Annotated in this window: 18 protein-coding genes; 5 read left to right on the top strand and 13 right to left on the bottom strand. The window is 54.4% G+C overall.

Annotated features, from left to right (window positions below; translation table 11 throughout):
• Positions 1-147: 147 nt before the first annotated feature.
• Positions 148-1362 (top strand): IS4 family transposase, encoded by a 1215-nt coding sequence (locus V4U88_RS23115; protein WP_334075597.1) that lies wholly within the window; start codon positions 148-150, stop codon positions 1360-1362.
• A gap of 810 nt (positions 1363-2172) precedes the next feature.
• Here V4U88_RS23115 and V4U88_RS23120 read toward each other — a convergent pair.
• Entirely contained in the window at positions 2173-4146 is a 1974-nt protein-coding gene (locus V4U88_RS23120) for a glycoside hydrolase family 127 protein (protein WP_334075598.1), read from the bottom strand.
• A gap of 132 nt (positions 4147-4278) precedes the next feature.
• Between V4U88_RS23120 and V4U88_RS23125 the strand changes: the two genes are divergently transcribed.
• Complete coding sequence (locus tag V4U88_RS23125; RefSeq protein ID WP_334075599.1) at positions 4279-5157, top strand: helix-turn-helix transcriptional regulator; 879 nt, start codon at positions 4279-4281, stop codon at positions 5155-5157.
• 164 nt (positions 5158-5321) lie between these two features.
• Here the strand turns inward: V4U88_RS23125 and V4U88_RS23130 are convergent, their stop codons facing one another.
• From V4U88_RS23130 to V4U88_RS23155, 6 genes are all read right to left on the bottom strand, one after another.
• A complete protein-coding gene (locus V4U88_RS23130; RefSeq protein WP_334075600.1) occupies positions 5322-6227 on the bottom strand; it encodes a hypothetical protein in 906 nt (301 codons plus the stop codon).
• Between the two features lie 98 nt (positions 6228-6325).
• A complete protein-coding gene (locus V4U88_RS23135; RefSeq protein ID WP_334075672.1) occupies positions 6326-7183 on the bottom strand; it encodes a metallophosphoesterase family protein in 858 nt (285 codons plus the stop codon).
• Between the two features lie 2 nt (positions 7184-7185).
• On the bottom strand, positions 7186-8028 hold the full coding sequence (locus tag V4U88_RS23140) for an HAD family hydrolase (RefSeq protein WP_334075601.1): 843 nt from the start codon (positions 8026-8028) through the stop codon (positions 7186-7188).
• A 12-nt stretch (positions 8029-8040) separates the two neighbouring features.
• Positions 8041-9372 (bottom strand): ABC transporter substrate-binding protein, encoded by a 1332-nt coding sequence (locus V4U88_RS23145; RefSeq protein ID WP_334075602.1) that lies wholly within the window; start codon positions 9370-9372, stop codon positions 8041-8043.
• Between the two features lie 43 nt (positions 9373-9415).
• Complete coding sequence (locus V4U88_RS23150; protein ID WP_334075603.1) at positions 9416-10258, bottom strand: carbohydrate ABC transporter permease; 843 nt, start codon at positions 10256-10258, stop codon at positions 9416-9418.
• 27 nt (positions 10259-10285) lie between these two features.
• A complete protein-coding gene (locus tag V4U88_RS23155) occupies positions 10286-11110 on the bottom strand; it encodes a carbohydrate ABC transporter permease (protein WP_334075673.1) in 825 nt (274 codons plus the stop codon).
• A gap of 302 nt (positions 11111-11412) precedes the next feature.
• On the opposite strand from V4U88_RS23155, the gene V4U88_RS23160 reads away from it, so the two are divergent.
• Together V4U88_RS23160 and V4U88_RS23165 are read left to right on the top strand one after the other, a co-directional pair.
• The gene (locus tag V4U88_RS23160) at positions 11413-11964 is read left to right on the top strand and encodes a GbsR/MarR family transcriptional regulator (RefSeq protein ID WP_334075674.1); all 552 of its coding nucleotides are present in this window, start codon (positions 11413-11415) and stop codon (positions 11962-11964) included.
• A gap of 77 nt (positions 11965-12041) precedes the next feature.
• Entirely contained in the window at positions 12042-13742 is a 1701-nt protein-coding gene (locus V4U88_RS23165; protein ID WP_334075604.1) for a molecular chaperone HscC, read from the top strand.
• 154 nt (positions 13743-13896) lie between these two features.
• On the opposite strand, the gene V4U88_RS23170 is transcribed toward V4U88_RS23165, so the two are convergent.
• The 3 genes from V4U88_RS23170 to V4U88_RS23180 all read right to left on the bottom strand — a co-directional run bounded on the left by V4U88_RS23170 (position 13897) and on the right by V4U88_RS23180 (position 16100).
• The gene (locus V4U88_RS23170; protein ID WP_334075605.1) at positions 13897-14331 is read right to left on the bottom strand and encodes a disulfide oxidoreductase; all 435 of its coding nucleotides are present in this window, start codon (positions 14329-14331) and stop codon (positions 13897-13899) included.
• Positions 14332-14347: 16 nt separating this feature from the next.
• Complete coding sequence (locus V4U88_RS23175; protein WP_334075606.1) at positions 14348-15058, bottom strand: DsbA family protein; 711 nt, start codon at positions 15056-15058, stop codon at positions 14348-14350.
• 424 nt (positions 15059-15482) lie between these two features.
• Positions 15483-16100 carry a 50S ribosomal protein L25 gene (locus V4U88_RS23180; protein WP_334075607.1) on the bottom strand — a complete coding sequence of 206 codons (618 nt, stop codon included), beginning with the start codon at positions 16098-16100 and terminating at the stop codon, positions 15483-15485.
• Between the two features lie 246 nt (positions 16101-16346).
• Between V4U88_RS23180 and ppk1 the strand changes: the two genes are divergently transcribed.
• A complete protein-coding gene (gene ppk1, locus V4U88_RS23185; protein ID WP_334075608.1) occupies positions 16347-18461 on the top strand; it encodes a polyphosphate kinase 1 in 2115 nt (704 codons plus the stop codon).
• On the opposite strand, the gene V4U88_RS23190 is transcribed toward ppk1, so the two are convergent.
• From V4U88_RS23190 to V4U88_RS23200, 3 genes are all read right to left on the bottom strand, one after another.
• Positions 18421-19968: a Ppx/GppA phosphatase family protein gene (locus V4U88_RS23190; RefSeq protein WP_334075609.1), complete on the bottom strand. Its 1548-nt coding sequence runs from the start codon at positions 19966-19968 to the stop codon at positions 18421-18423. The genes ppk1 and V4U88_RS23190 overlap by 41 nt on opposite strands.
• A 194-nt stretch (positions 19969-20162) precedes the next feature.
• Positions 20163-21875 (bottom strand): phosphoenolpyruvate--protein phosphotransferase, encoded by a 1713-nt coding sequence (gene ptsP / locus V4U88_RS23195; RefSeq protein ID WP_334075675.1) that lies wholly within the window; start codon positions 21873-21875, stop codon positions 20163-20165.
• The gene (locus tag V4U88_RS23200) at positions 21868-22143 is read right to left on the bottom strand and encodes an HPr family phosphocarrier protein (RefSeq protein ID WP_334075610.1); all 276 of its coding nucleotides are present in this window, start codon (positions 22141-22143) and stop codon (positions 21868-21870) included. Before V4U88_RS23200 ends, ptsP begins: the two co-directional genes overlap by 8 nt.
• Between the last annotated feature and the right edge of the window lie 52 nt (positions 22144-22195).

The raw sequence follows: 22195 nt of genomic DNA on the forward strand, positions 1-22195 counted from the left end.
CGCCACGGCGCTTATTTTCGCATAAACAGGCTGTTAAGGCAGTAATCTTGCAAAAAAAATGACATAAAAAGTAAGAAGAATAATTTACAAAAAAAGGAGACCCCAGTTATCGTAGAATTGTACAGACACATACGAAAGGAGGTCTCCTTGAATAAAAAGATACCTAACCCATCCGTGATTCGTCAAGCCTTAGGTTGGTTGGATGTCCATGTGCGTTTACTCTGTGGCGATCATTACGCCAAGAAGCTTTGCTTTGGCAACACGATTCTTCTCTTTCTGGAGGCCATTTTGCAAAAACGGAGTTCACTAGATAACGTCGCAGAGCATTTACGAAGTGCTCCGTGGCTGCAAAAATGGGTAGGCTTGGAGTCGATCCATGCTTCCTCCTTAAATCGAAAACTAGCGCAAATTCCAACCGACAGTGTTCGTAACTTGTTCCTCCAGCGTCTCAAAAACCTGTGGCATCACCAGGGACCTACACTACCGAAAAAGCTCAAGGGACTTGGGCGACTGGCCGCGGTAGACTCCTCGTCAATCACTCTGAGCCTACCGCGAGGGAAGTGGGCATTACGCCAAGCGGGAGAGAGTGCGGTAAAAATGCATACCTGCCTGCATCTCACCGGCGAGATAAGCGCCTGGCTAAAAGGCATCGTACTCTCCACGGCGATGGTGGCCGACCTAGACTCGGAAGTGTTGGAACACCTTGTTTGGGAGCCAGGAACCACCTATTTGTTTGACCGAGGTTATATCTGTTACGGACAATTCCTCCATTGGGATCGAAATCAGATTTACTTTGTGGTCCGACTTAAGAGCAACAGCAGAGTACGGGTGCTTCAGTCCAAGGTCGCGGGGAGTTTCATCAAGCGGGATGCCGAAGTAGAAATCAAGGACCCGGATAGCCAACAAACCGGCGTGTTCCGACTGGTCGAGTTTGAGTTTATCGACAATAAGCACAAGGTTCATCAAGTGCGAGTTCTAACGAACCGCTGGGATGTAAAAGCGGAAGATGTGGCCCGAATGTATCACTACCGCTGGAAAGTGGAACTATTTTTTAAATTCATGAAGTCAAATTTGCATCTGAAAAAAATATACAACAACAAGCCACAGGCGGTATGGAACCTGATTTATTTAAACCTACTGGCGTACGTAGTGTGTGAAGAAATCCGGTATCTCTACGCTCCGGATCTGCCCATTGGCCAAGTGACGAGGAAGATGCGTGCGTATTTAACGAATGCGTGGACCGATTTCTTGGACCGTTTACATCCAGTGACGCAGCGGACGAGTAAGGGCCGAAGGAAAAAGGGCGGTCGTCCAAGAATTCATCCAGAACGTTTGGAGAAACTACGGATGATCTATTACTAAAAAAATGTAGAACCAAAACAGAAGAAAAACCATACTCTGGAAAAAAATGTGTCTGTACGTTTGAAGTGAGGTGGGGCTTTTTTTTGCCTTTTTGGGAGAGGCGAAACATCACTGGCAAACAAGTTGAACTAGAGCATAGGATGGGAAAAGGCAAGAGGGTGAAATGATTCTGGAGAAGCGTAGCGTTCGCCTTTGTGACCGGACTTCTACCTTATCTGAATTTAATTCATCAAGAAATCCGGGAGCAACAGCGATCGGAAGAACATTTCACCCGGCTGCCTCTATCCCTCCATCATTAGTTCAACTCATTACGACTAACTGATGTTAAGGTTTTTGCAAGATTAATGCTGTTAAGGCGAGAATCCAGGGGAATAACGGCGCTCACGACCGTTAGAATTTCGAAAGGGCTACTTTTCGTTAAATAGCGGCTGCTACTGCCGTTAGACTCCTCTCAGGCGTTAGTACCAGCCGGAATGCCTGACCTTTTGCAGGAATTCATACTCGATTATATCGATTCGGGTTAATATTGGAAGAAAAAGATAAAATCTCCCGAAATAAAGCAGGACTACGCCACGCGTAAGATAGGGCTCTCATTTTTACCACACTCTTCTTTCATGTTAGGGTTAGTGCATCGCTAGTCAAAGGGTAACGGACTACGCCGAAAAGGATATTTAGCTGGAGAATATCCCATTAATCCTGCACTCCACCTCCGTTACAGCCGCCCGCCCGCGCCGACCGCCAATACAAAAAACCCGACCGCCGCGCACTCTGGCGGCAATCGGGCCTGGTCCCTTCACTATGTTCGCTCTATTATCGCTCTCTGACCCAAACGGTCATTTCGCCTTCGCCCCGGTTGGCCCAGGCGTAGTACGGGATGAACTTCACCGGGTGCGGCTTCGTCCCTGGTGCGGCTTCCGGGCTGTAGAGCCCGTTCGTCCAGTCCTCTTCCCGCAGCTTCTCGGCCTCGGCCCGGACGGTGACCACGCCGCCGAGAAGCTGTTCCTCCCGGACCGCCGTAAGCTCCGCCTCGCGAGGCAGCACGAGCTCGTGCAGGTTGGCGCCATTGTCCGCCTCCTCGAGGCAGTACACGAGCGGGCCTCTTTGCAGCGCGACTTTACCGGCGTTCGCGCGAACCAGCGGATGGCTATATATCCGCTGCACCGGCATTTCCAGGTCCAGCTCTACGCAATCGCCGGCCGCCCATTCCCGCTTGATCCGCACATACCCGTTCACTACGGTTTGATCGTTCAGCGGATAGGCCGAACCGTTGAGTTTGAGCGACGCGTGCTTGCACCAGCCCGGAATCCGCAGCGCCAGCACGAACCATCCTGCCGCCCCATCCGATTCCACCTCCAGCCGAATCTTGCCGTCCCACGGATAATTCGACGCCTGCTTCAACTTCACTTCACCGCCGCCCACTTCCAGCTGCGCCTCGCCGCCGATATAAAGATGAGTATACAGGGTATCTTCGTGCACGGTATAAATATACTCGCCCAAGGAGGCCAACAAGCGGGCAACGTTCGGCGGGCAGCAGGCGCACCCGAACCATTCCTGGCGTACCGGCTTGACATGGTCGTATTTGCGGTTGGCTCCGCCGCACGCCTTAGGGTCCACTTCCAACGGGTTGACGTAGAAGAAGTGCTTGCCGTCCCGGGACATGCCCCCAACCACCGTATTGTACAAGGCGCGTTCCATCACGTCGGCAAATTCCGCTTCCGGCGAGATCCGCAGCATCCGCTGGGCAAAAAAGATCAAGCCGATGGAAGCGCAGGTCTCCGCATAGACCGTATCGTTCGGCAAATCGTAGTCGAAGGAGAACGCTTCGCCCTGCGGCATGGAGCCCACGCCGCCCGTAATGTACATCTGCCGGGTGACGATGTTGTCCCACAGGCGCCGGCATGCGGCAAACAGGCTGTCATCTCCCGTTTCGGCGGCGACGTCGGCCATGCCGGTCAGCATATAGAGCAGGCGTACCGCGTGCCCGATCGCTTTATCCTGCTCCCGCACCGGGACATGGGACTGGCTGTATTCCAGATCCAGCGCCATATTCCCCGGCCAGTGGGTCTTGCCTCCGCGCTCCTCCAACTGAAGGGCATAGAAGTTCGGCTTCTGCCCTCGTTGATCCACAAAATAACGGCTGAGCCGCAAATATCGCTCATTCCCGGTAGCCTGATACAGCTTGATCAAAGCGAGCTCGATCTCCTGGTGGCCGTCATACCCCGCCAGCTTCCCCGGATCGGTGCCGAACACGCTGTCGATATGGTCGGCGAAGCGGCTGACGACGTCGAGGAGCTTTCTTTTTCCGGTGGCCCGGTAGTAAGCTACGCCCGCTTCGATCATATGTCCGGCACAGTACAGCTCATGGCACTCCGCCAAGTTGGTCCAGCGCTGCCCCGGCTCCTTGATCGTGAAATAGGTGTTGAGATAACCGTCTTCCTGCTGAGCCATCGCGATGATATCGATCAAACCGTCGGCGATCTCCTCCAATGCCGGATCGGGTTTCGATTCCAGCAGGTAGGCCACCGCCTCCAGCCATTTGGCGATATCGCTGTCCAGAAATACCATGCCGTAAAAGTCGCCCTGCTCCACTCCCGCCGCAATTTTAAAATTCCGTACGGCCCCGCTCGGTTCCGCACTGTTGACCCGGTCGTTCAAGGCGTCCCACTGATAGGGGACAACGACATCCCGTACCAGATTAATATAGTAACTCCAAAATTCATCCTGAATGTGCACCTGATGCAGCGGCACTCGAGCCGCGTAAGCCGTATTCGCGCTTTTGACCATCTTGGAGACTCCTCCTTTTATCGAAAAATCATACTGACAGATTTCATTCTAGCTTATATATTTAATAAATAATATAAGCGCTTCCAACCTGTTGTTTATAATATTTCACACAAACCAAGGAGGAGAGGCCCAATGATCAAAGCCGCCGATATCGTTCATATTCCGGCCCCGCCAGCCCCCTATTTTCTGGAATGCGGCCATACGGTCTACGCTGCCGGAGACCAGCATCCGAACCGGAAAAATCTCGGAGTTTTCGACCTGCTGTTGGTGGAGCGGGGAACCCTGTTTATTGGAGAGGAAGAGAAACGCTGGGAGCTGGGGGCGGGAGAAACGCTGCTGCTGCTGCCGGACCGTTACCATTACGCGTTCAAGCCGTGTGAGGAGCGCTGCTCTTTTTACTGGCTCCATTTTCACACCGTCTGTCCCTGGCAGGAAACAGCTTCGGGAAGCTTGCCTGCGCTCTATCAGCCGGAAGAGCATACCCGTGTTTACGGGACGGCGCCTTATTCCATTCAACTGCCGAAACATTGGCATCTGCCTTATCCCGGTCAAACCTATCGATTGATGGACAAGCTGCTTGCCTATACGACCGAGCGTCAATCCAGCGCTTATTGGTCCAGTCAGCAGACATTCGACGAACTGATCCGCATGATGGATTTGCGCCAACTTGAGCAGTATGCCTCCCCCGTCGTCACCGTGGCCGAACAGACGGAGGCGTATATCAAAAACCATTATCGTTCCGAAATCACCAGCGAAAGCTTGTCCGAAGCCCTGCATTTTCACTATAACTATATTACGAGGTGCCTGAAGCAGGTATACGGTATGACCCCGCATGAATATTTGCTGCACTACCGTCTGGAACAGGCCAAACTGCTGTTACTGAAGACCGAATGGCCGGTGTCGGAGATCGCCAAGGATGTCGGTTTCCGGAATGCCCCTTACTTCTCGAACCGGTTTACGATCAAAAACGGCTGTTCGCCGCAAAAATTCCGCAAGCAGTACTCCCAATGAAAAAATGTCCATCGACTATAGAAAAAGCTACCCATCTTTTCCCTTAGGAAAGAACGGGTAGCTTCTGACAAGAACGCCGGTTAGCGATATACACTCATCGGCTCGTGATACGGAACCTCACGGTACATTTGGCTCCCCATTCCGAAATATTCCCCTTAAATTCCCTACCGGTTCACGATGGTATTCAGGGAAGCGAAGGCCAGCGGGCCAAATCCTTCCGAAGCCTCGCCATGCGGCATGTTTACCCTGAACATATATCCTTGGCCGTCCACTTCTTTAAGGATATATTCCTTGGTCAGCTTCTCACCGCTTGCAACCAGAAAGAGCGACGCGTCCCGCATCGAAGCATGGATTTCCTCGCCCTTCCGTTCTTCGACCTTGCCGGTTTCGGCCAGTTCTTTTTTGGCATCCGCCGCAATTTGGTCCAGGCTGTAGTCGGACGGCAGCTTGACAATTTCGACGAAATAGTTGTTGTCGTAATCCATCTTTAACTTGTTCTCTTTGGCATCGAAGGTGAAGCCGTCAAAAGCGTAAAAGGCATAGCCTTCGCCTTCAGCCAGCTTGGCCGTTCGCTCTTCCTTCATCCCTTCAAGTTCGACCTCAACGGTTCGTGTCGCCGGCAAATCCCCCGCGGGTGCCTGCTTGCCGCCGGAACCCGATTCGGCTTGTTCACCCTTGCCTGCTTTGGCCAGTTTGGTGATGGTCTTTTGGATCAGGGAATCGTCACCTTCGACCTTTTGCTCCACATATTCAAATTGTACGGTCTCCTCCGGATTCAATCCGTCGGCGAGTTCCTGTACATCCTGGTTCAATTGGAAGGCTTCCGGATTTCCATCCACCCGGATTTCGGCGGAATGGTTATCGATCAGGCCTACCCAGACCCCTGTCCCCTGTTTCGTTTCCGATGGCGTCTCGGAGTCGTTCCGGTTCGGTTCCCCGTTGCCCGGGTCGGTTTGATTAGTCGGCGGAGCGGAGTTTGCCGGGGCATTATTCTTCCCGCCGCAGGCGGCCAGCGAAACCGCGAGTACGGCCACCATGATGGAAACGAGCCATTTCTTGTGTCTGATCAATAGTAACACCTCCATCATAACGAACGTAAAAAAGGTGGAAATGTTGCGGTCTCAGGCCTGGAAATGCATACCACCCTCCAAACCGACACGGGCAGGTCCTAGGACGGGATCGGGATCGAAAATTGCGCGGATTCCACCCAACGCCCCGCCGTGAAATCCCGCCCTTTGACCAACACTCTATCGGCATAAACTTCAACGTAATAGCCTTGGCTCCCGAGGAGCGGCTCATCCTCATCCGTCCACAGATAAGCTACGGAAGCGGCGTTGAATAGAGTCGCCATGCTCCCCCGCCCCTCCACCATCGTGCGCTCCGCCCCGAGATGCCAGTGCGTATGCCCAGTAAACAGGATCGCTTGCGGATGCCTGCCCAAAATTCGCTTCAACTCCGCATCCTGCACAACTCCGTACCAGTTTTGCGCTTCCAGCGAGCCCGCAACCGTATCCTTCAAGGGTTGGTGAAGAAATACGAAGACGGGCTTATCCATGGAAGCCCGCTCTCCGAGCTTCAAATCCAGCCAGTTCAACTGGGCTTGGCTTAAATCGCAAAACCTTTCCAGCCCCCGCTCCGTACCGATAAAAATAAAATGATAACCGCCGATCCAGTGGTCATGGTAAGGGCCGGCCATCCCGGAATGCCCGATGTAGTTTGCCAGCCTCGAATTCCAGTCCCCCAGAGCGACATCGTGATTGCCCAGCGTAAAATAAACATCGGGCAGCCCTTCGCGGTTAGCCGCGAGGATTCGGTTCATTTCCCGGTACTCCTCCGGATCGCCGTGGTCGGTTAAATCCCCGACGTGCATAATCCCCCCGCTGCGGACCGCGTTGGCGGCGATATCTTTTAACGCCCGGTCGAAGTTCCGGTTGTATTCATGATCCGGGTCCACAGTGACATGTGTATCCGTGATCACTTGAAAACTAAGCCGCGGCCGCTCCCTTTCCGGCTTGTTAAGCTCCATGCTCATCGTTGTACCTCCCCTTCCCCGCCGAATGAGTTTTCAAGATGTTCAAGGCCTGCGCCGCTCCCTCTTCTCAAGGTTAGTGAGCTATAGGACTCGACCAGAACATCGGCATCCGGGAACAGCTCGGCCGGCTCGCCACGCTCCGGCGGTTGGCTCGCAAGTCCGATGCAGAGGCCCGCTCCGGCGGCTTTGCCCATCCGCATGTCCCCGTTCGTGTCGCCGATGACAACCGTCCGCTCCACCCGAAGCGACAGCTTCCGGCAGGCCAGTTCCAGCATATCCGGGAACGGCTTGCCCCGCGCCACAAGATCGTTGCCGATAACAACCGCGAAATAGCGGCGGATCCCGAGCCACTCCAAGTGCTTCTCGGCGGCCGCCGTATCATCCGCGGTGACAACGCCGAGCGGAATTTGCCGCTCGCCGCAGGCCTCCAGGAAGGCGGCGACACCAGGCATCGGCAGGACCGGGCGGCCCCGGTCCAGCTCCTCGTCCGCGGCGATGCGGCAGAGTTCAACCACTTCTTTGGCCTTTGCCCAACTCAGCCCCGCCCGGTATCCCTGCCACGTCAGCAGGGTGAACAGCTCAGCCAGGGTCCCCATGGCAAGCGGACCATTCCGGTCATAATCGTAAATGCCTCCATCACCGGCGTGAAGCGTACCCCACAGGGAAGGATCCAAAGGGGCCGGGCGCAACCCGAGGGAAGCAAGCCGGCTGCGAAATCCGTCCAGCATCCGATCGCCCCAACTTCCCCACATGCTGACGAAATCCAGCAGGGTTCCGTCTTTATCGAATAAAATGCCGTCGATGGCATAGCGGCGTCCATTCACAAAAAGTTCGCTCATTCCCGTCCGCCTCTACTTCACGCTGTCGAGCGCCTTTTGCGCCGCTTCCTTCGCTTCCTTGAGCGCCTGTTCGGCCGGAATGTTCTCGATTTGTACTTTGTCGGCTGCGATCTTCAAGGCATCGTTGATCTTGCCGCCCGTCGGATCCTGGAACGGAGCGGAACCGTGCGCCGCCTGCATTAATGGCACCTTGCTGTGCGGATTCTGCTCGCTGTACGCGACAAAATCGGGATCTTCCAGTGCGGATTGACGAACCGCGATATACCCGGTATTCATCGACCAGTATGCGGTGTTTTTCGCATTGTTGAAATAGGTCAGCCATTGGAATGCCGCCTGCTGCTGCTCCGGACTGGCTTTGGCCGGGATACCGGCCATAATCGCGCTGGCTACGGGCTTGCCCTCCCCGACGCCTGCCCAGCCGGGCTGCTCCATGGCACCGATCTGCGTAAAGTCGAGATCGCCCTGGTCCCCGCTGGAGCCGGTATATCCGGCAGCCTGGCCTTTCATGACATCGTCGATCGTCTTGTACCAGTACTCCCAGCCCTGGCCGCCGGAGTGAATCCGCATGATCCCGTCCTCGTGGATCCATTTCCCGAACAAAGCCCAGGTTTCCACCCATTCCGGCGAATCGATCAGCACCGTTTTGCCGTCCTCGCTGAGAATGCGGCCGCCTTTACTGAGAACGGCATCGATCATATTCCCTTCTCCCCACATCGGTTCCCAGCCGTAGACGGTCGTTTTGCCGCCGGATTTTTCCGTCATCGCTTTTGCGGCCTCCGCCAGGTCCTCCCAGGTTTTGATATCCTCCGGCTTAACCCCCGCCTTCTCAAACTTGTCCTTACGGTAATACATCACCTGTGTCGTTCCGTACATCGGAAGAAAATACTGTTTTCCGTCAACCTGCCCCTGAGATAGGAACGTCTGGACAAAATCCTCTTTGTTAAAATCCGCGGCCTGTGCAATCATCTCGTCCATCGGGGCAAAATAGCCTTTCCTGGCCCAATCCACATTGGAGGCCAGTACCGCTGCCGGGACATTTCCCGCGGCAATGGCGGCCTGCAGCTTCCGTTCCGTCTCCGAATAGTCGGCCTGGACGATCCCCTTCACAACGACCTCCTTCTGGGAGGCGTTAAAATCGTCGATCAGCTTTTTCATGTGGTCCCCGAGGTTTCCGCCGAGCCCATACCAGAACTCGATTTCCACGGGCGCTCCGCCGCCCGTTTCCGCCGCGGCCTTGCCGGCCGTGGCCGACGTCTCCCCCGCGTTTTTGGCCCCGGTACCGCAGGCCGACAACAGTACTAAACCGCAGATCCAAGCGAACAACAGCCCTTTTTTCAAATTCATGCTTCTTTCCCCCGCTCCGCAAAATATGGACTTGCCCTTTAACCTACCCTTTATTGACACCCGCAGATAAATTCACGCTTTGCATAATCGTTTTTTGAGTCAGTAGAAACAGCAGCAGCAGCGGCAAAATGGTAAATGAGCCGGCGGCCATAATGAGCGGCCACTTCAGACCGTACGCACCCCCTTCCACAAAAAAGCTGCGCAGCCCCGCGGACACTAGTTGAAGATCCGGGTTTTTCGTGATCAGCATGGGCCAGAAATAGTTGTTGTACTGCTCGATGAACGTAATCAGAACCAGTACGGCAAAAGACGACCGCGTCAGCGGAACCAGGATGGACCAAAGGATCGTCCGGTGCGGCGCGCCATCGATCTGCCCGGCCTCCACCAGCTCGTGGGACACCTGAAGGAACGCCTGTCTGATTAAGAAAATCGAAAAGACGCTGACGCAATTCGATAATATCAGCCCTGTGTAAGTATCCAGCAGTCCAAGCCTGGACAGCACGACATACCCCGGCAAATAGACAGCGGTGTTAGGCACCATGTAGCCAAGCAGAATTACCGCCGTCAGCAGGCTTTTAAGACGGAATTTCATATGCGTTAACGCATAGGCCATCATAGCCGAGTTGATCACTTGAATCGCCGCGATGGCACAAGCAACACCGATGCTGTTGATCATATATCTCCAGAAGGGAGCCGCTTTCCAAGCCTCCGGAAAGTTGCCCCAATCGGGAGCTTCAGGCCAAAAGGTCGGCGGGAACCGCCATATCTCATCGTTTGTCTTCAAACCGCTCGTAACCATCCAATAAAAAGGAAAGGCCATCAAGGCGGCGATCAGAGCGAGCGCCAAATGCCTCATAATGCGCGGCAGTCCGTTTCTCTCCGTCATGAATCGCACTCCTCTTTCATCCCGGGTTTATTCATAATGCACGCTCCGCCGGCTTACCGCGAAAGAAGCGAGCGACAAGAGGGCGCAGCCGATCACAAGTACGACCGCCACCGAGGAAGCTTCGCCAATATGGAACGCCTCGAACGCGGACTGGTAATACAGATACAGCAAAGTTCGCGTCGTCCCGGAAGGCCCTCCCTGCGTCATAATATTAATTTGGTCATAAGCTTGGACCGACGAGATCATTAAAATGATGGCCAGAAAAAAAGTGGTTGGCGAGATCAGCGGTACCGTGATCCGGGTAAACCGGCGGAAACTTCCGGCCCCGTCCATCTCCGCGGCTTCCAGCAAATCCCGCGGTACATTGCGCAGCGCCACCAGATAAAAAATCATCGCCCAGCCTACCGACTTCCAAACTGTAACGATCAGGATCCCGGCAAGCGCCCAGTTCGGATCGCTCAACCACCCGACCCCTTCGGCTCCAAAAAGGCGGAGCGCATAGTTGGCCAATCCCACCTCCGGCTCAAAGATCCAGGACCACACGATCGAGACGGCCACCGTAGGCGTTACCCATGGCGAAAAAATAAGCGCTCGGTATAATCCGGAAAATCGCAGCTTGACGTTGAACAGCACCGCAAGGGCCAGGCCGCCGACCAGTGTCGGAATCACGCTTCCGGCCATAAACAGGAAAGTGACCTTTAACGATTTGTAAAACTCCGGATTACCGAAAAGTTGGACGAAGTTGTCCCACCCGACAAACTTTTTGTCCGGACTCATAAAATCCCAATCCGTTAAGCTCAAATAAAAAGCATACCCCAGCGGGAACAGCCAAAACATTGCAAGCGGGATCATCGCCGGCAGCGTGTATGACAGCGCCTTAAGTTCCGGGGCCCATTTTGAAGGTTTCAAATCGTTCCTCCTATCGTTCAATTTTCATTTAACATTTGGCAAGAAACATGCCATTTAATCAGATTCCTTGCAATAACTTTCCTAGTGTTCAAAAAATATTGTACAATTGAAGCGTGTACGCATGGTTTTCTTGATGTAAAATTCCGTTTCGAATCCTGTAAAAAAACTTGTTTTTCTCCCCCATTTCCACAATGAAACTTATAATGGAAGTCGGGACCAAATCGATGCTATCGGCAGGTGAATCTATGAATCAGCTTACACCGGACGAAGTCGGGCCGGCGGCCCGGCTTCGCCGCAAAGTGATCAAGGCAATCGCGAATACGATGGATTTATACGGCGCCACCCATTCCTTCGGCGAGCTGTATGGAATCATGTATTTTGAGGACAAGCCGATGACTCTGGAAGAAATGAAAACACGGATGAATATGAGCAAGAGCAATATGAGCTATGCGGTCCGCTCCCTCATGGCCTCCCAAATGGTGACCAAGCTGGCGGAAAAAGAAGACCGCAAAGACCTGTATGTCGCGGAGACGGATTTCTACCGGGCGTTTCAGAACTTCTTCACCGCCAAGCTGCAGCGCGAAATCGACGTGATGTCCGAAGCCATTCAAGAAGTACTGCCCGAGCTTACGGAGATAATCCTGGATCTCGAGACGCCGGAGGAAGAGCGTACGAACTGTTTGAAAGACCTGCACAAGCTCCGTCACGCCTTGGGGTACTACGAGTGGCTGCAGCAGTTTGTCCACGATTTGAAAAGCGGACGCTTTTTTGCGGAGAACAACGCGGAGGAACCCTGAAGACAGTACAGCATTACAATTCCTTACTTTCAAACCGATAATTATAATGAATACTTATCACTGAAGCGAGGTACATTATGGCAAAAATCGGAATCGACCTCGGAACCTCCAACAGTTTGGTGGCCCATTGGACCGAAAACGGTCCGGTAATCATCCCCAATTCGCTGGGTTCCCATCTCACGCCATCCGTCGTCAGCCTGGACGACAACGATGAAATCCTGGTAGGACAAATCGCCAAGGAGAGAAGCATCACGCATCCGCATTTGACCGCCTCCACCTTCAAACGCTACATGGGGACGGACAAGCAGTACCAGATCGGCAAATATTCTTTTTCCCCGGAGGACCTGTCTTCTTTTATTCTCCGGTCTTTAAAGGCGGACGCCGAAGCCTATTTAAATGAGGAAATCGAAGAGGCCGTCATCAGCGTTCCGGCCTATTTCAACGATACCCAGCGCAAAGCGACGCTTCGGGCCGCGGCGCTGGCCGGGCTGCACGTGGAGCGTCTGATCAGCGAACCTACCGCCGCCGCGGTTTCCTACGGACTTCATCAGCAGGAGGCGGACACCCGGTTCCTCGTGTTTGACCTGGGCGGAGGCACCTTCGACGTATCGATTCTCGAACTGTTTGAAGGCGTCATGCAAGTCCAATCCATCGCCGGGGACAACTATTTGGGCGGAGAGGATTTTACCGACATTCTGCTGTCTTACTTTGTGGAGAACCAGGGCATCGACTTTGTGAATTTGTCCGGCAAGGCCCGGTCGGCTCTGTTTAAACAGGCGGAAACGTGCAAAATCGCGCTGGGCAACGGCAATACCGGCGAGATGGCCTTTAGCGAAGGGGATCGGACCTACCAGTTGACCATCGACCGGAACCAGTACGAACAGCTGGCGGGCCAGTTGTTGCTTCGTCTGCGCAACCCGATTGAACGCGCCTTGCGCGACGCTTCGTTGGCGCCGAAAGATTTGGACGCGGTCATCCTAATCGGAGGAGCCACCCGCATGCCGATCATTAAATCGGTGGTCAGCAAAATGTTCGGCCGCCTGCCTTACTCCAATATCAATCCCGACGAAGCCGTCGCCTTGGGCGCAGCGATCCAGGTCGCGCTGAAAGACCGCGACGCCAGCCTGCAGGAGATGATTTTGACCGATGTCTGCCCGTTCACGCTGGGGACGGATATCATCAAGCGGTTTGAAGGCGGCCGAATCGAGGACGGCTATTTCCTTCCGATTATTGAACGGAACACCCCGATTCCGGTCAGCAAAGTGGATCGGCTTTGTACCGTTCATGATAACCAGTCCGCGATTACCCTCGGCATTTATCAAGGGGAAAGCCGGCGGGTCGAGAACAATGTGCATTTGGGCGATTTGACCATTCAAATTCCGATAGCCCCCGCCGGCGAACAAAGCATCGATCTTCGTTATACCTACGATATTAATGGCGTGCTGGAGGTCGAGGTCACCACGGTCAAAACCGGCGAGAAGAAAACGATGATTATCGAGAAGAATCCCGGCCAATATTCCCCGGAACAAATCCAGGCCCGGCTTGAGGAATTGAAGCATTTGAAAATTCATCCCCGCGACCGCAGTGAGAACCGTTTGCTGCTGGCGAGAGGGGAACGGCTTTATGAAGAAGCCCTTCATGAAAGACGGGAATATATCGCCGATCTCATTCTCGAGTTCGAACGCGTCCTCGCGTCTCAAAACGAACAAGAGATCAAGAAACAAGCCGCTCTGTTCAAGCAGAAGTTGGATTCGCTCGAAAGGTGGACGGAGTTTTAATGAGCTTACGCGTTCCTTCAAAAGCAGGCGGATATACAGTACACCTTCCGTCCCCTTCCCTGAACGAATTGAACGCGTAATGACGCCCGGCAACGTCAAAGCGGGGCCCTTTGTCCATTACAGACAAGGGGCCCCGCTTCTTGGTACGTTCTTGCTAAGCTTCCGGCTGATCCGCAGCCCCTTTACGGGCGGCGGAGAGACATAAAATGATCAAGATAAAGGCGATTAACGCCATAAACGGGATCGTGACGAACCCCCACCAATTCAAATAATCGAAATTGCAGGGAATGCCCACTTTGCAGGGGAGCAGTTTGGATAGAGCCGGAATCTTCTGCTCGGCGTAATGATAGAGCGAAATGGAACCGCCGATGGCACTGAGAGGAATGGCATAGATGACGGCCGAACGGTCATTGCGGTAAGCGGCAATTCCCAGGATGATCACCTGAGGGTACATAAAGATCCGCTGAAACCAGCATAACCGGCACGGTTCATAATGCAGCACTTCGCTTAGATACAAGCTGCCCGCGGTAGCCACCAGCGAGACCAGCCAAGCGAGATAAATGCCGTAATTCCTAAAAAAAGAGCGCATCCGCCGATTCCTCCCACTACTTGCTCATCGCTTCATCGATGGCTTGTTTGAACTCGTCATAGTTGGCGATATTGCCGGTAAACTCCCGGCCGTTAATAAAGAAGGTCGGGGTGCTGTCGACGCCCAAGGAATCTCCTTTGGCGTACTGCTCGTCCACTTCATTTTGGTAGGTTTTGCTTTCGATATCATTGCGGAGCTGCTCATAATTCACTTCCAGCTTAAGTTCCTCCGCCAATCCGACGAGAAAGTCGACCGTAGCCCACTCTGCGGTTTCCTCCCCCTGCCTGCTGAAAATGGCGTCGAAATACGGCCAGTAAGCTTCCTTATTTTGGTGGTAAACGGATTGAACGGCGAGGGCCGCCGTTGTCGAATCTTTACCGATGAAAGGCAGGTTCATAAAATAAAAAGCGACCTTCCCTTGATCTATATAATCGCTGACCAGTTGCGGCTTGATCGTCTCAATGGCTATTTTGCAGGACGGACATTTGAAATCCCCGAATTCCACAACTTTCACCGGCGCATCGCTCCGGCCGAGCACAGGCAGATTTTCGTAATCGAACGAAGCGGCCTTCGGCTTCGGATCCAAGGACAGCACAACGATGATCAATACGAGCAGAACGCCGACGGTCGAGAACCAAATCACCCGCCTCTTCCGCTGCTGCTGCGCCTGCCTCTCCGCCTCCTCTTTTCGCTGCGTCATGGCGTTTCCTGTCTTTTTCGGTGGCACCCAAACCCCTTCTTTCTTCTTATAAAATAGTATGACTCCTAGATCATGCAACCATTCTAGTTACAAATGACAGATTCGTCAAGCTGGAAGAAGAAGAGAAGGAACTCCCCGCCGGCAGACGGATGCTTCGCCACATGGGAAGAGAACTTACCGGCCTAATGGAAATATTAGCGCCTATTTGCGCCTAAAGGCCGATTTCAGAGGTTAACGGAAATCATAGTCCCTATTCGTTGCAAATCGCTCTGTTTGAAGGTGATTGAGGAACATAGGCGCTACTGCTTCCGTTAGAAATTGGATAGGCTATTTTTTGCCAAAATAGGCGCTACTGTGTCCGTTAAAAAAGTTCGGCGGCACAAGAGACCAACGAAAAACGGCGCAGCTGCTGCACAGCCCACGCCGTTCTATCAAACAGGTTGTTAATCTTCTATGTTTCGGCCACCGGCTCAGTTTCTTCGGCTTCATCCGTGGCGAGATCCGCTTCCGCCACCCGCGGCAGCACAACCGAAGCCAGCAGTTCCTCTTCCGCCCCGACCAGCGTTATTCCTGCCGGCAAGGTCACGTCCGCGGCCGTCAGCTTGTCGCCGGTTCCCAAATGGGAGATGTCCACCGCGATTTCGGCCGGCAGATCATCCGGCAACCCTTCCACTTCCAGCTCCGTCGACTGCACTTGCAGTACGCCGCCAACCTTCGTCCCCTGGGCCGTTCCGCTTAAAGTCAACGGAACCTTGACGCGAATCGGTTTGTTTTTGGAAACTTGCTGAAAATCCACATGCACTACTTTACCGGCACGCTGCTGAATCTCCTTGATGAGAACCGGGTAGGTTTCCCCGCTATCCAGCTTAAGTTCGAAAACCTCCGCCCTTCCGGTCCGGGAAATTTTGGCCAGCTCTTTGAAATCCACATGAAGCGGCAGCGGCTCCGTGCTCGCCCCATAGATAACCGCGGGAATTCGGCCGCTGTCCCTTAACTGACGTAGGGATGCCCGGGTAAACGTCTCTCTTCGTTCAGCATCTAACCGATGTGTCTGATGATTCGTTGCCATATATGCATCATCCTCCTTAGAAAAGCTACAGTGGCGAAACGCCAATAAATGCTATAAATATCTATTACCCATATCTCTGCTGAATTTAACAGGCGGTGGCTCAAAAAATCCGTACATTTTTACATAGAGTTATAATTTTTACACTGTGTTTACACAATCATGCATTTCGCTTCCTATCGGCATAGTAAAATAAAATTAGCTTGTTTCCAAACTGAGAGTTTTTAGGGCAAATGGAGGTCATGCAGAATGGCACTTGCTGAACATAAAAATAAAGGGTCCCGATATTTGAACCGGGATTTGAGCTGGGTCGAATTCAACCGCCGCGTGCTGATGGAGGCGAAGGATCCGGCCACGCCTTTGCTGGAAAGAGCCAAATTTCTCGCGATCGTATCCAGCAATCTCGACGAGTTTATGAGCGTCCGCGTAGCGGGGATTCAGGACCAAATCCGGGCAGGCTACACAAAAACTGATTTCACGGGCTATACGCCCGCGGGGTTGTACAAGCGGCTGATCACCCGAATTTCGGCAATGGTGGGGGATCAATACCGGACTTTCCGGGACTTGACCCGTCAACTCGCCAAGGCGCATATTTTGTTTCTTAAATACGATGAGTTGAACTCCACCCAACGGAAGTCGATGGAGACGTACTACCACGACATTATATTTCCCGTGTTGACGCCCATGGCCGTGGATCAGAGCCGTCCGTTCCCGCTCGTCCATACCGGATTCGTTTATTTGGCGGTCGTTTTGGCGAGGGACCCCCTGGCTGCGCGGGGCCTGGAGGACGAGGAAGAACGGGAGCCTTATTTTGCGATCGTGCAAATCCCGTCCAATCTGTCGCGGATTATTCCCCTGCCGCATCATTCCAACAGCAAAAAGCAATCCTTTATCCTCATCGAAGAGGTCATTCAGCATCATATTCACACGCTGTTCAGCGGATATACCCCGCTGGCCGTTCATCAGTTCCGGGTGACCCGGAACGCCGACTTGGCCTTGGACGAGGAAGGGGCTGAAGATCTGCTCGAGGAAATCGAAAAAGAGCTCCGCAAACGCCGTTGGGGAGCGCCCGTCCGGCTCGAGATCCAGAAGGGGATTCATCCTTACGCGCTGGAAGTGCTGCGGGAGGAATTTGAAATCAGCGAGGCGATTTTTCAAATCGACGGGCCGCTGGATCTCGGCTTTCTCGGCAAGCTCCCGGCCGCGGTCAAAGGAAATCCGAAGCTCCGTTATCCGCAGATCGAGCCGGTGTACCCCCGGGAGTTCGAGATCAGTGAGGATTATTTCGAGGTATTAAAACAACGCGATGTCCTGGTGTACCATCCGTACGAAAGCTTTGCAGCCGTCACCGACTTTATCACCCAGGCTTCGGAAGATCCCGCGGTCATGGCGATCAAAATGACGCTGTACCGCGTCAGCGGCAATTCTCCGCTCATTCAGGCGCTGGCCCGCGCGGCCGAGGCCGGGAAACAGGTCACCGTCGTCGTGGAACTGAAAGCGCGATTCGACGAGGAGCGGAATATCGCCTGGGCCCGGACGCTGGAGAAAGCGGGCTGCCACGTTGTCTACGGCCTTGTGGGCCTGAAAACCCATGCCAAAATCCTGCTCGTCGTCCGCCAGGAAGGACGGGACCTGAAGAGGTATGTACATGTAGGGACCGGCAACTATAACGATATCACCGCCAAACTGTATACGGATATCGGATTGTTTACGGCCGATTCCGCCATCGGCGAGGATGCCTCGCAGCTGTTCAATCTGATTACCGGCTACTCGGAGGCCGATCAGTGGAAGGCGTTTACGCTGGCGCCGACGGGGATGAAGGACCGCTTGTTTTCGCTGATCCGCCGCGAGGCGGAACATGCGGCCGCCGGGAGGCCGGCCAGAATTATCGCGAAAATGAATTCCTTATCGAATCAGGAAATCATCGACGAATTGTATGAGGCCTCCCGGTCCGGCGTAAATACCGACTTGATCGTCCGCGGCGTCTGCTGCCTCCGGCCGGGGATCGAAGACTTAAGCGAACGAATCCGGGTCGTCAGCATTGTGGACCGGTTTCTCGAGCATTCGCGGATCTATTACTTCGAAAACGGCGGCCAGCCGGAAGTCTGGTTGTCGAGTGCGGATTGGATGACCCGTAATCTGACGCGAAGACTGGAGCTGATGTGCCCGGTTTTAAATGAAGATACCCGCGAAACGCTCATGCAAGTGCTGATGCTTTCTCTGGCCGACAACGTCAAGGCGAAGAAGCTCGTTCAGAACGGCAAGTATGTGCCCGCCGTCAACCCGCATCCGCCTTGCCGGAGCCAGTTCGACGCGCTGGACATCAGCAAGTGGAAGCAGGACTCAACTCCCACTCCAACCTGAACTTCCAGGCCTTTTTAAAGTTTTTGGCCGCTCCTTCGAGCCGGCTCGTTTCCAGGTAAGCCCGGCTGCGGCAGTTTAAGCGGAGTAATAATGCTCCGTCCTGCAGCCGGGCTTCCTTTAGGTCTACATTCTGCGTTTCGCTGGCGTCCAGCGCAATCGCAATCTCCAGCAGCGAGCCGAGCTCGCGGATCCGTTCAAGGTCCCCCTCCTCCAGAAGGCGCTGGAGCTCTCTATCGATCGCTTTCTTGCCGCCTCCGGCCGCGCAGTCGACGATCGCCCCGCACAGCACCGCCTCGCGATGGGTCAGGGCGCCCGGCGGCGCGTGGAGCAGCCAGTACGACGTATGTTTGTCGTACTGGTGATAGCGGATCGCTCCGCCGATTTTATAGAGCATCGAGGCCGCGAACAGCAGGCGACGCGTCTCCATCGCCTTTTCCGGCGCGGGTTCTCCCGCTTCCATGACGGCGCTCAGCCGCTCCGCAAACCGGCTGACCTGCCGGAAATGGCCAAGCGGCGCCCCGGCATGGAAAGCAAGCAGGCCGGACGCCTGCCGGGCCAGCACCTCCGCCGGCTCGGGCACGCCGATGCCGAGCGTATCCATCAGCAGGCCCTCGCGAAGCCCCGTCCCGCTGACGATGCAGCAGGCGGCTCCGGTATGGCGGAAGACGGCCTGCAGCAGGATCAGGCCGGGCACGATAATATCGGCCCGCGACTTGGGCAGCCCGTCGAGCGCCTTGCGCTTCTCCAGCGGCATAGCGGGGAGCAGATCGGCATAATACGCCAGGCTCTCGGCATCCAGCCGGTAGTGGTGCGCCAGCCGGAGCGGATACTTCCGCCTGCGCTGATCCAGCTTGCCAAGCGTCCGGATCGTGCCGCCAAGGCCGATCAGCGCAAGTCCCGGATGCTCTACGAGCCAGTCATGCCCGGCCAGCAGCCGCTCGACTTCCTGCTGCAGCCTGGCCGTATCGGGTTGTCCCCAAGGATCCGGGCCTCCGAATCTCAACTGGGCGTTTACCGCTCCGATAGGCAGGGATACGCTGTGCAGCAATTGGCGATCGCGAAACAAGGTAATTTCGGTGCTTCCGCCGCCGATGTCTATAATTAGTCCGTCCTTCGTCTCCATCCCGGCGGCAACGCCCATAAACCCCAAGTAAGCCTCCTGTTCGCCGGTTAAAATTTCGACCTCAAGTCCGGTCTCCGCTTGTAAGCGCTCCGTAATTTGCAAACTGTTGGCAGCGTTTCGGATCGCCGCCGTCGCGGCTACGCGAACGGTCCGGCAGCCGTAAACCTCGCAAATCTCACGAAACTGGGTCAACACGGGAACGATCCCGAGAATGGCTTGCTCTTCCAAAATTCCCTCGCGGTTGATTTTTCCGCTAAGGCGGGCGGATTCCTTATTTTCATTCACCAGCCGGTAAGCCCCTTCCGGCGTAGCTTCATAGATTGCCAGACGGATGGAGTTGGAACCGATGTCGATAATCCCCGTCCTCGCTAAGTTGTTTGTCATGAGTAAATTAGCTCCTGTTATCACTTTACTGGCCCGTGGCTAGTTCCTTGGTTTAACTTACATAGTAAGTTTTACCCTCACTTTATCCCAAATAAGCGAAAAAATAAACCGATGCGCAAAAAAAACCGGCACCCTCAGGCGCCGGTTGAGTAGGAAACCCGCAATAATGTTGGAAAAGATGCTAATAAAATCAATTACTCGCCGATACTGCGTACCAACTCGACGACCTGCTCCGCGGTTTGCATTTGCAAAGCCTGCTCGGCCAAAGATTTCATCTCCGCCTTGGAGAGCTTCGCAATTTGCGAGCGGGCCGGCAGAATCGAGGTCGCGCTCATGCTGAATTCGTCAAGCCCAAGCCCAAGCAGCAGCGGGATCGCCGTGGAATCGCCGGCCATTTCGCCGCACATCCCGGCCCAGCGCCCTTCTTTGTGCGCCGCGTCGATCACCATTTTGACCAGACGGAGAATCGCCGGATTGTAAGGCTGATACAGGTAGGATACCCGCTCGTTCATCCGGTCGGCGGCCATCGTGTACTGAATCAGATCGTTGGTTCCGATACTGAAGAAATCCACTTCTTTGGCGAACTGGTCCGCAAGGACGGCCGTCGAAGGAATTTCCACCATGATTCCAAGCTGGATCTCGTCGGATACGGCAACGCCTTCCGACACGAGCTTTTCCTTCTCTTCGAGAAGCAGCGCCTTTGCCTGACGGAATTCGTCCAGCGTAGCGATCATCGGGAACATGATCCGCAAGTTGCCGTATGTGCTGGCGCGCAGCAGGGCCCGCAGTTGGGTGCGGAATATGTCCTTGCGATCCAGGCACAGGCGAACCGCCCGGAAACCGAGGAACGGATTCATTTCCTTGGGAAGATCCAGATAAGGCAGTTCCTTATCTCCGCCGATGTCCAAAGTGCGGACGACGACCGGTTTGCCTTCCATCTTCTCCAGCACCGTCTTGTAGGCGTTGAACTGAACGTCCTCGGACGGCAGTTCGGTTCGGCCCATGTACAAAAACTCGGTCCGGTACAATCCGACACCTTCGCCACCGTTCTCCAGAACCCCGGTGACATCGTTCGGTGTTCCGATATTGGCGGCCAATTCGACATGGACGCCGTCCTTGGACACGGTCGGAACCTCGCGCAGCTTCTTCCACTCCTCGATTTGCCGGAGATATTGGTCGCGCTTGGCCTTGTACTCTTCCAGCACCTCAGGTGTCGGATTTACGATGACCGTCCCGCCCAGTCCGTCCACAATCACCGTATCTCCGGCTTGAACCCGGGACAAAACGTCCTTCGTTCCGACAACGGCCGGAATTTCCAGCGACCGGGCCATAATGGCCGAGTGGGAGGTTCTGCCTCCGATGTTCGTCGTAAAGCCTTTCACATATTTCCGGTTCAGTTGGGCCGTATCCGACGGGGTCAAATCCTCGGCGATGACGATCACTTCTTCGCTAATCTCGGCGGGATTGACGTACTTCAGCCCCAGCAAATGAGTAAGCACGCGTTTCGTCACGTCGCGCATATCGGCGGCGCGTTCCTGCAAATAGGCGCTCTTCATGTTTTCAAACATGCTGATGAACTGTTTGGCCGTTTCGTCCAGCGCGTATTCCGCCGAAACCTTCTCCTCGGCGATTTTATCGCGGACCGGTGTAAGCAGCTCCGGGTCATTCAAAATCAACAGGTGGGATTCGAAAATTTCCGCTTTTTTGGCGCCAAGCTCCTGCAGCGTGCGCTCTTTAATCGCTTCGAGCTCCTGCTGGGAAATGGCCAGAGCCTGCTCCAAACGGGCAAGCTCTGCGGCCGGATCCTCAGCGTTTTTGCGCTTCACCGTATAATCGGGATGCTCCAGCCTGAAAGCCGAAGCGATCGCGATTCCAGCGGATGCGGCAATGCCGTCAATCTTAAGCATCAACTTCGCCTAACCCTTCGTTTACCATCACATCCGTGAGCGCTTGAAGAGCTTCTGCGGCACTGTCGCCTTCCACGATTAAAGTGATGTTATCGCCTTTTTCCAAACCGAGGGAAAGAACTCCCAAGATCGATTTCAGCGTCACTTTTTTCCCGTTAGCTTCAGCAAAGGATTCAGCGTCTTTGAATTTATTGGCCGTGTTGACCAATGCCGTCGCCGGACGTGCGTGGATACCGTCTTCGTCTGTAATTCTGAATCTTTTTTCCATGTTGAATACACTCGCTTTCTTATTATGAATTCACCCTTATTGTAAGGGATCG

The organism is Paenibacillus sp. A14 (assembly GCF_036864815.1).
Lineage (GTDB): Bacteria > Bacillota > Bacilli > Paenibacillales > Paenibacillaceae > Fontibacillus > Fontibacillus sanfengchensis.

Excerpts from the sequence above, each read along its gene's own strand:
- V4U88_RS23120 (WP_334075598.1), bottom strand. The coding sequence starts at position 4,146 with ATGGTCAAAAGCGCGAATACGGCTTACGCGGCTCGAGTGCCGCTGCAT.
- V4U88_RS23125 (WP_334075599.1), top strand. The coding sequence starts at position 4,279 with ATGATCAAAGCCGCCGATATCGTTCATATTCCGGCCCCGCCAGCCCCC.
- V4U88_RS23135 (WP_334075672.1), bottom strand. The coding sequence starts at position 7,183 with ATGGAGCTTAACAAGCCGGAAAGGGAGCGGCCGCGGCTTAGTTTTCAA.
- V4U88_RS23140 (WP_334075601.1), bottom strand. The coding sequence starts at position 8,028 with ATGAGCGAACTTTTTGTGAATGGACGCCGCTATGCCATCGACGGCATT.
- V4U88_RS23145 (WP_334075602.1), bottom strand. The coding sequence starts at position 9,372 with ATGAATTTGAAAAAAGGGCTGTTGTTCGCTTGGATCTGCGGTTTAGTA.
- V4U88_RS23150 (WP_334075603.1), bottom strand. The coding sequence starts at position 10,258 with ATGACGGAGAGAAACGGACTGCCGCGCATTATGAGGCATTTGGCGCTC.
- V4U88_RS23155 (WP_334075673.1), bottom strand. The coding sequence starts at position 11,110 with ATGATCCCGCTTGCAATGTTTTGGCTGTTCCCGCTGGGGTATGCTTTT.
- V4U88_RS23160 (WP_334075674.1), top strand. The coding sequence starts at position 11,413 with ATGAATCAGCTTACACCGGACGAAGTCGGGCCGGCGGCCCGGCTTCGC.
- V4U88_RS23165 (WP_334075604.1), top strand. The coding sequence starts at position 12,042 with ATGGCAAAAATCGGAATCGACCTCGGAACCTCCAACAGTTTGGTGGCC.
- V4U88_RS23170 (WP_334075605.1), bottom strand. The coding sequence starts at position 14,331 with ATGCGCTCTTTTTTTAGGAATTACGGCATTTATCTCGCTTGGCTGGTC.
- V4U88_RS23180 (WP_334075607.1), bottom strand. The coding sequence starts at position 16,100 with ATGGCAACGAATCATCAGACACATCGGTTAGATGCTGAACGAAGAGAG.
- ppk1 (WP_334075608.1), top strand. The coding sequence starts at position 16,347 with ATGGCACTTGCTGAACATAAAAATAAAGGGTCCCGATATTTGAACCGG.
- V4U88_RS23190 (WP_334075609.1), bottom strand. The coding sequence starts at position 19,968 with ATGACAAACAACTTAGCGAGGACGGGGATTATCGACATCGGTTCCAAC.
- ptsP (WP_334075675.1), bottom strand. The coding sequence starts at position 21,875 with ATGCTTAAGATTGACGGCATTGCCGCATCCGCTGGAATCGCGATCGCT.
- V4U88_RS23200 (WP_334075610.1), bottom strand. The coding sequence starts at position 22,143 with ATGGAAAAAAGATTCAGAATTACAGACGAAGACGGTATCCACGCACGT.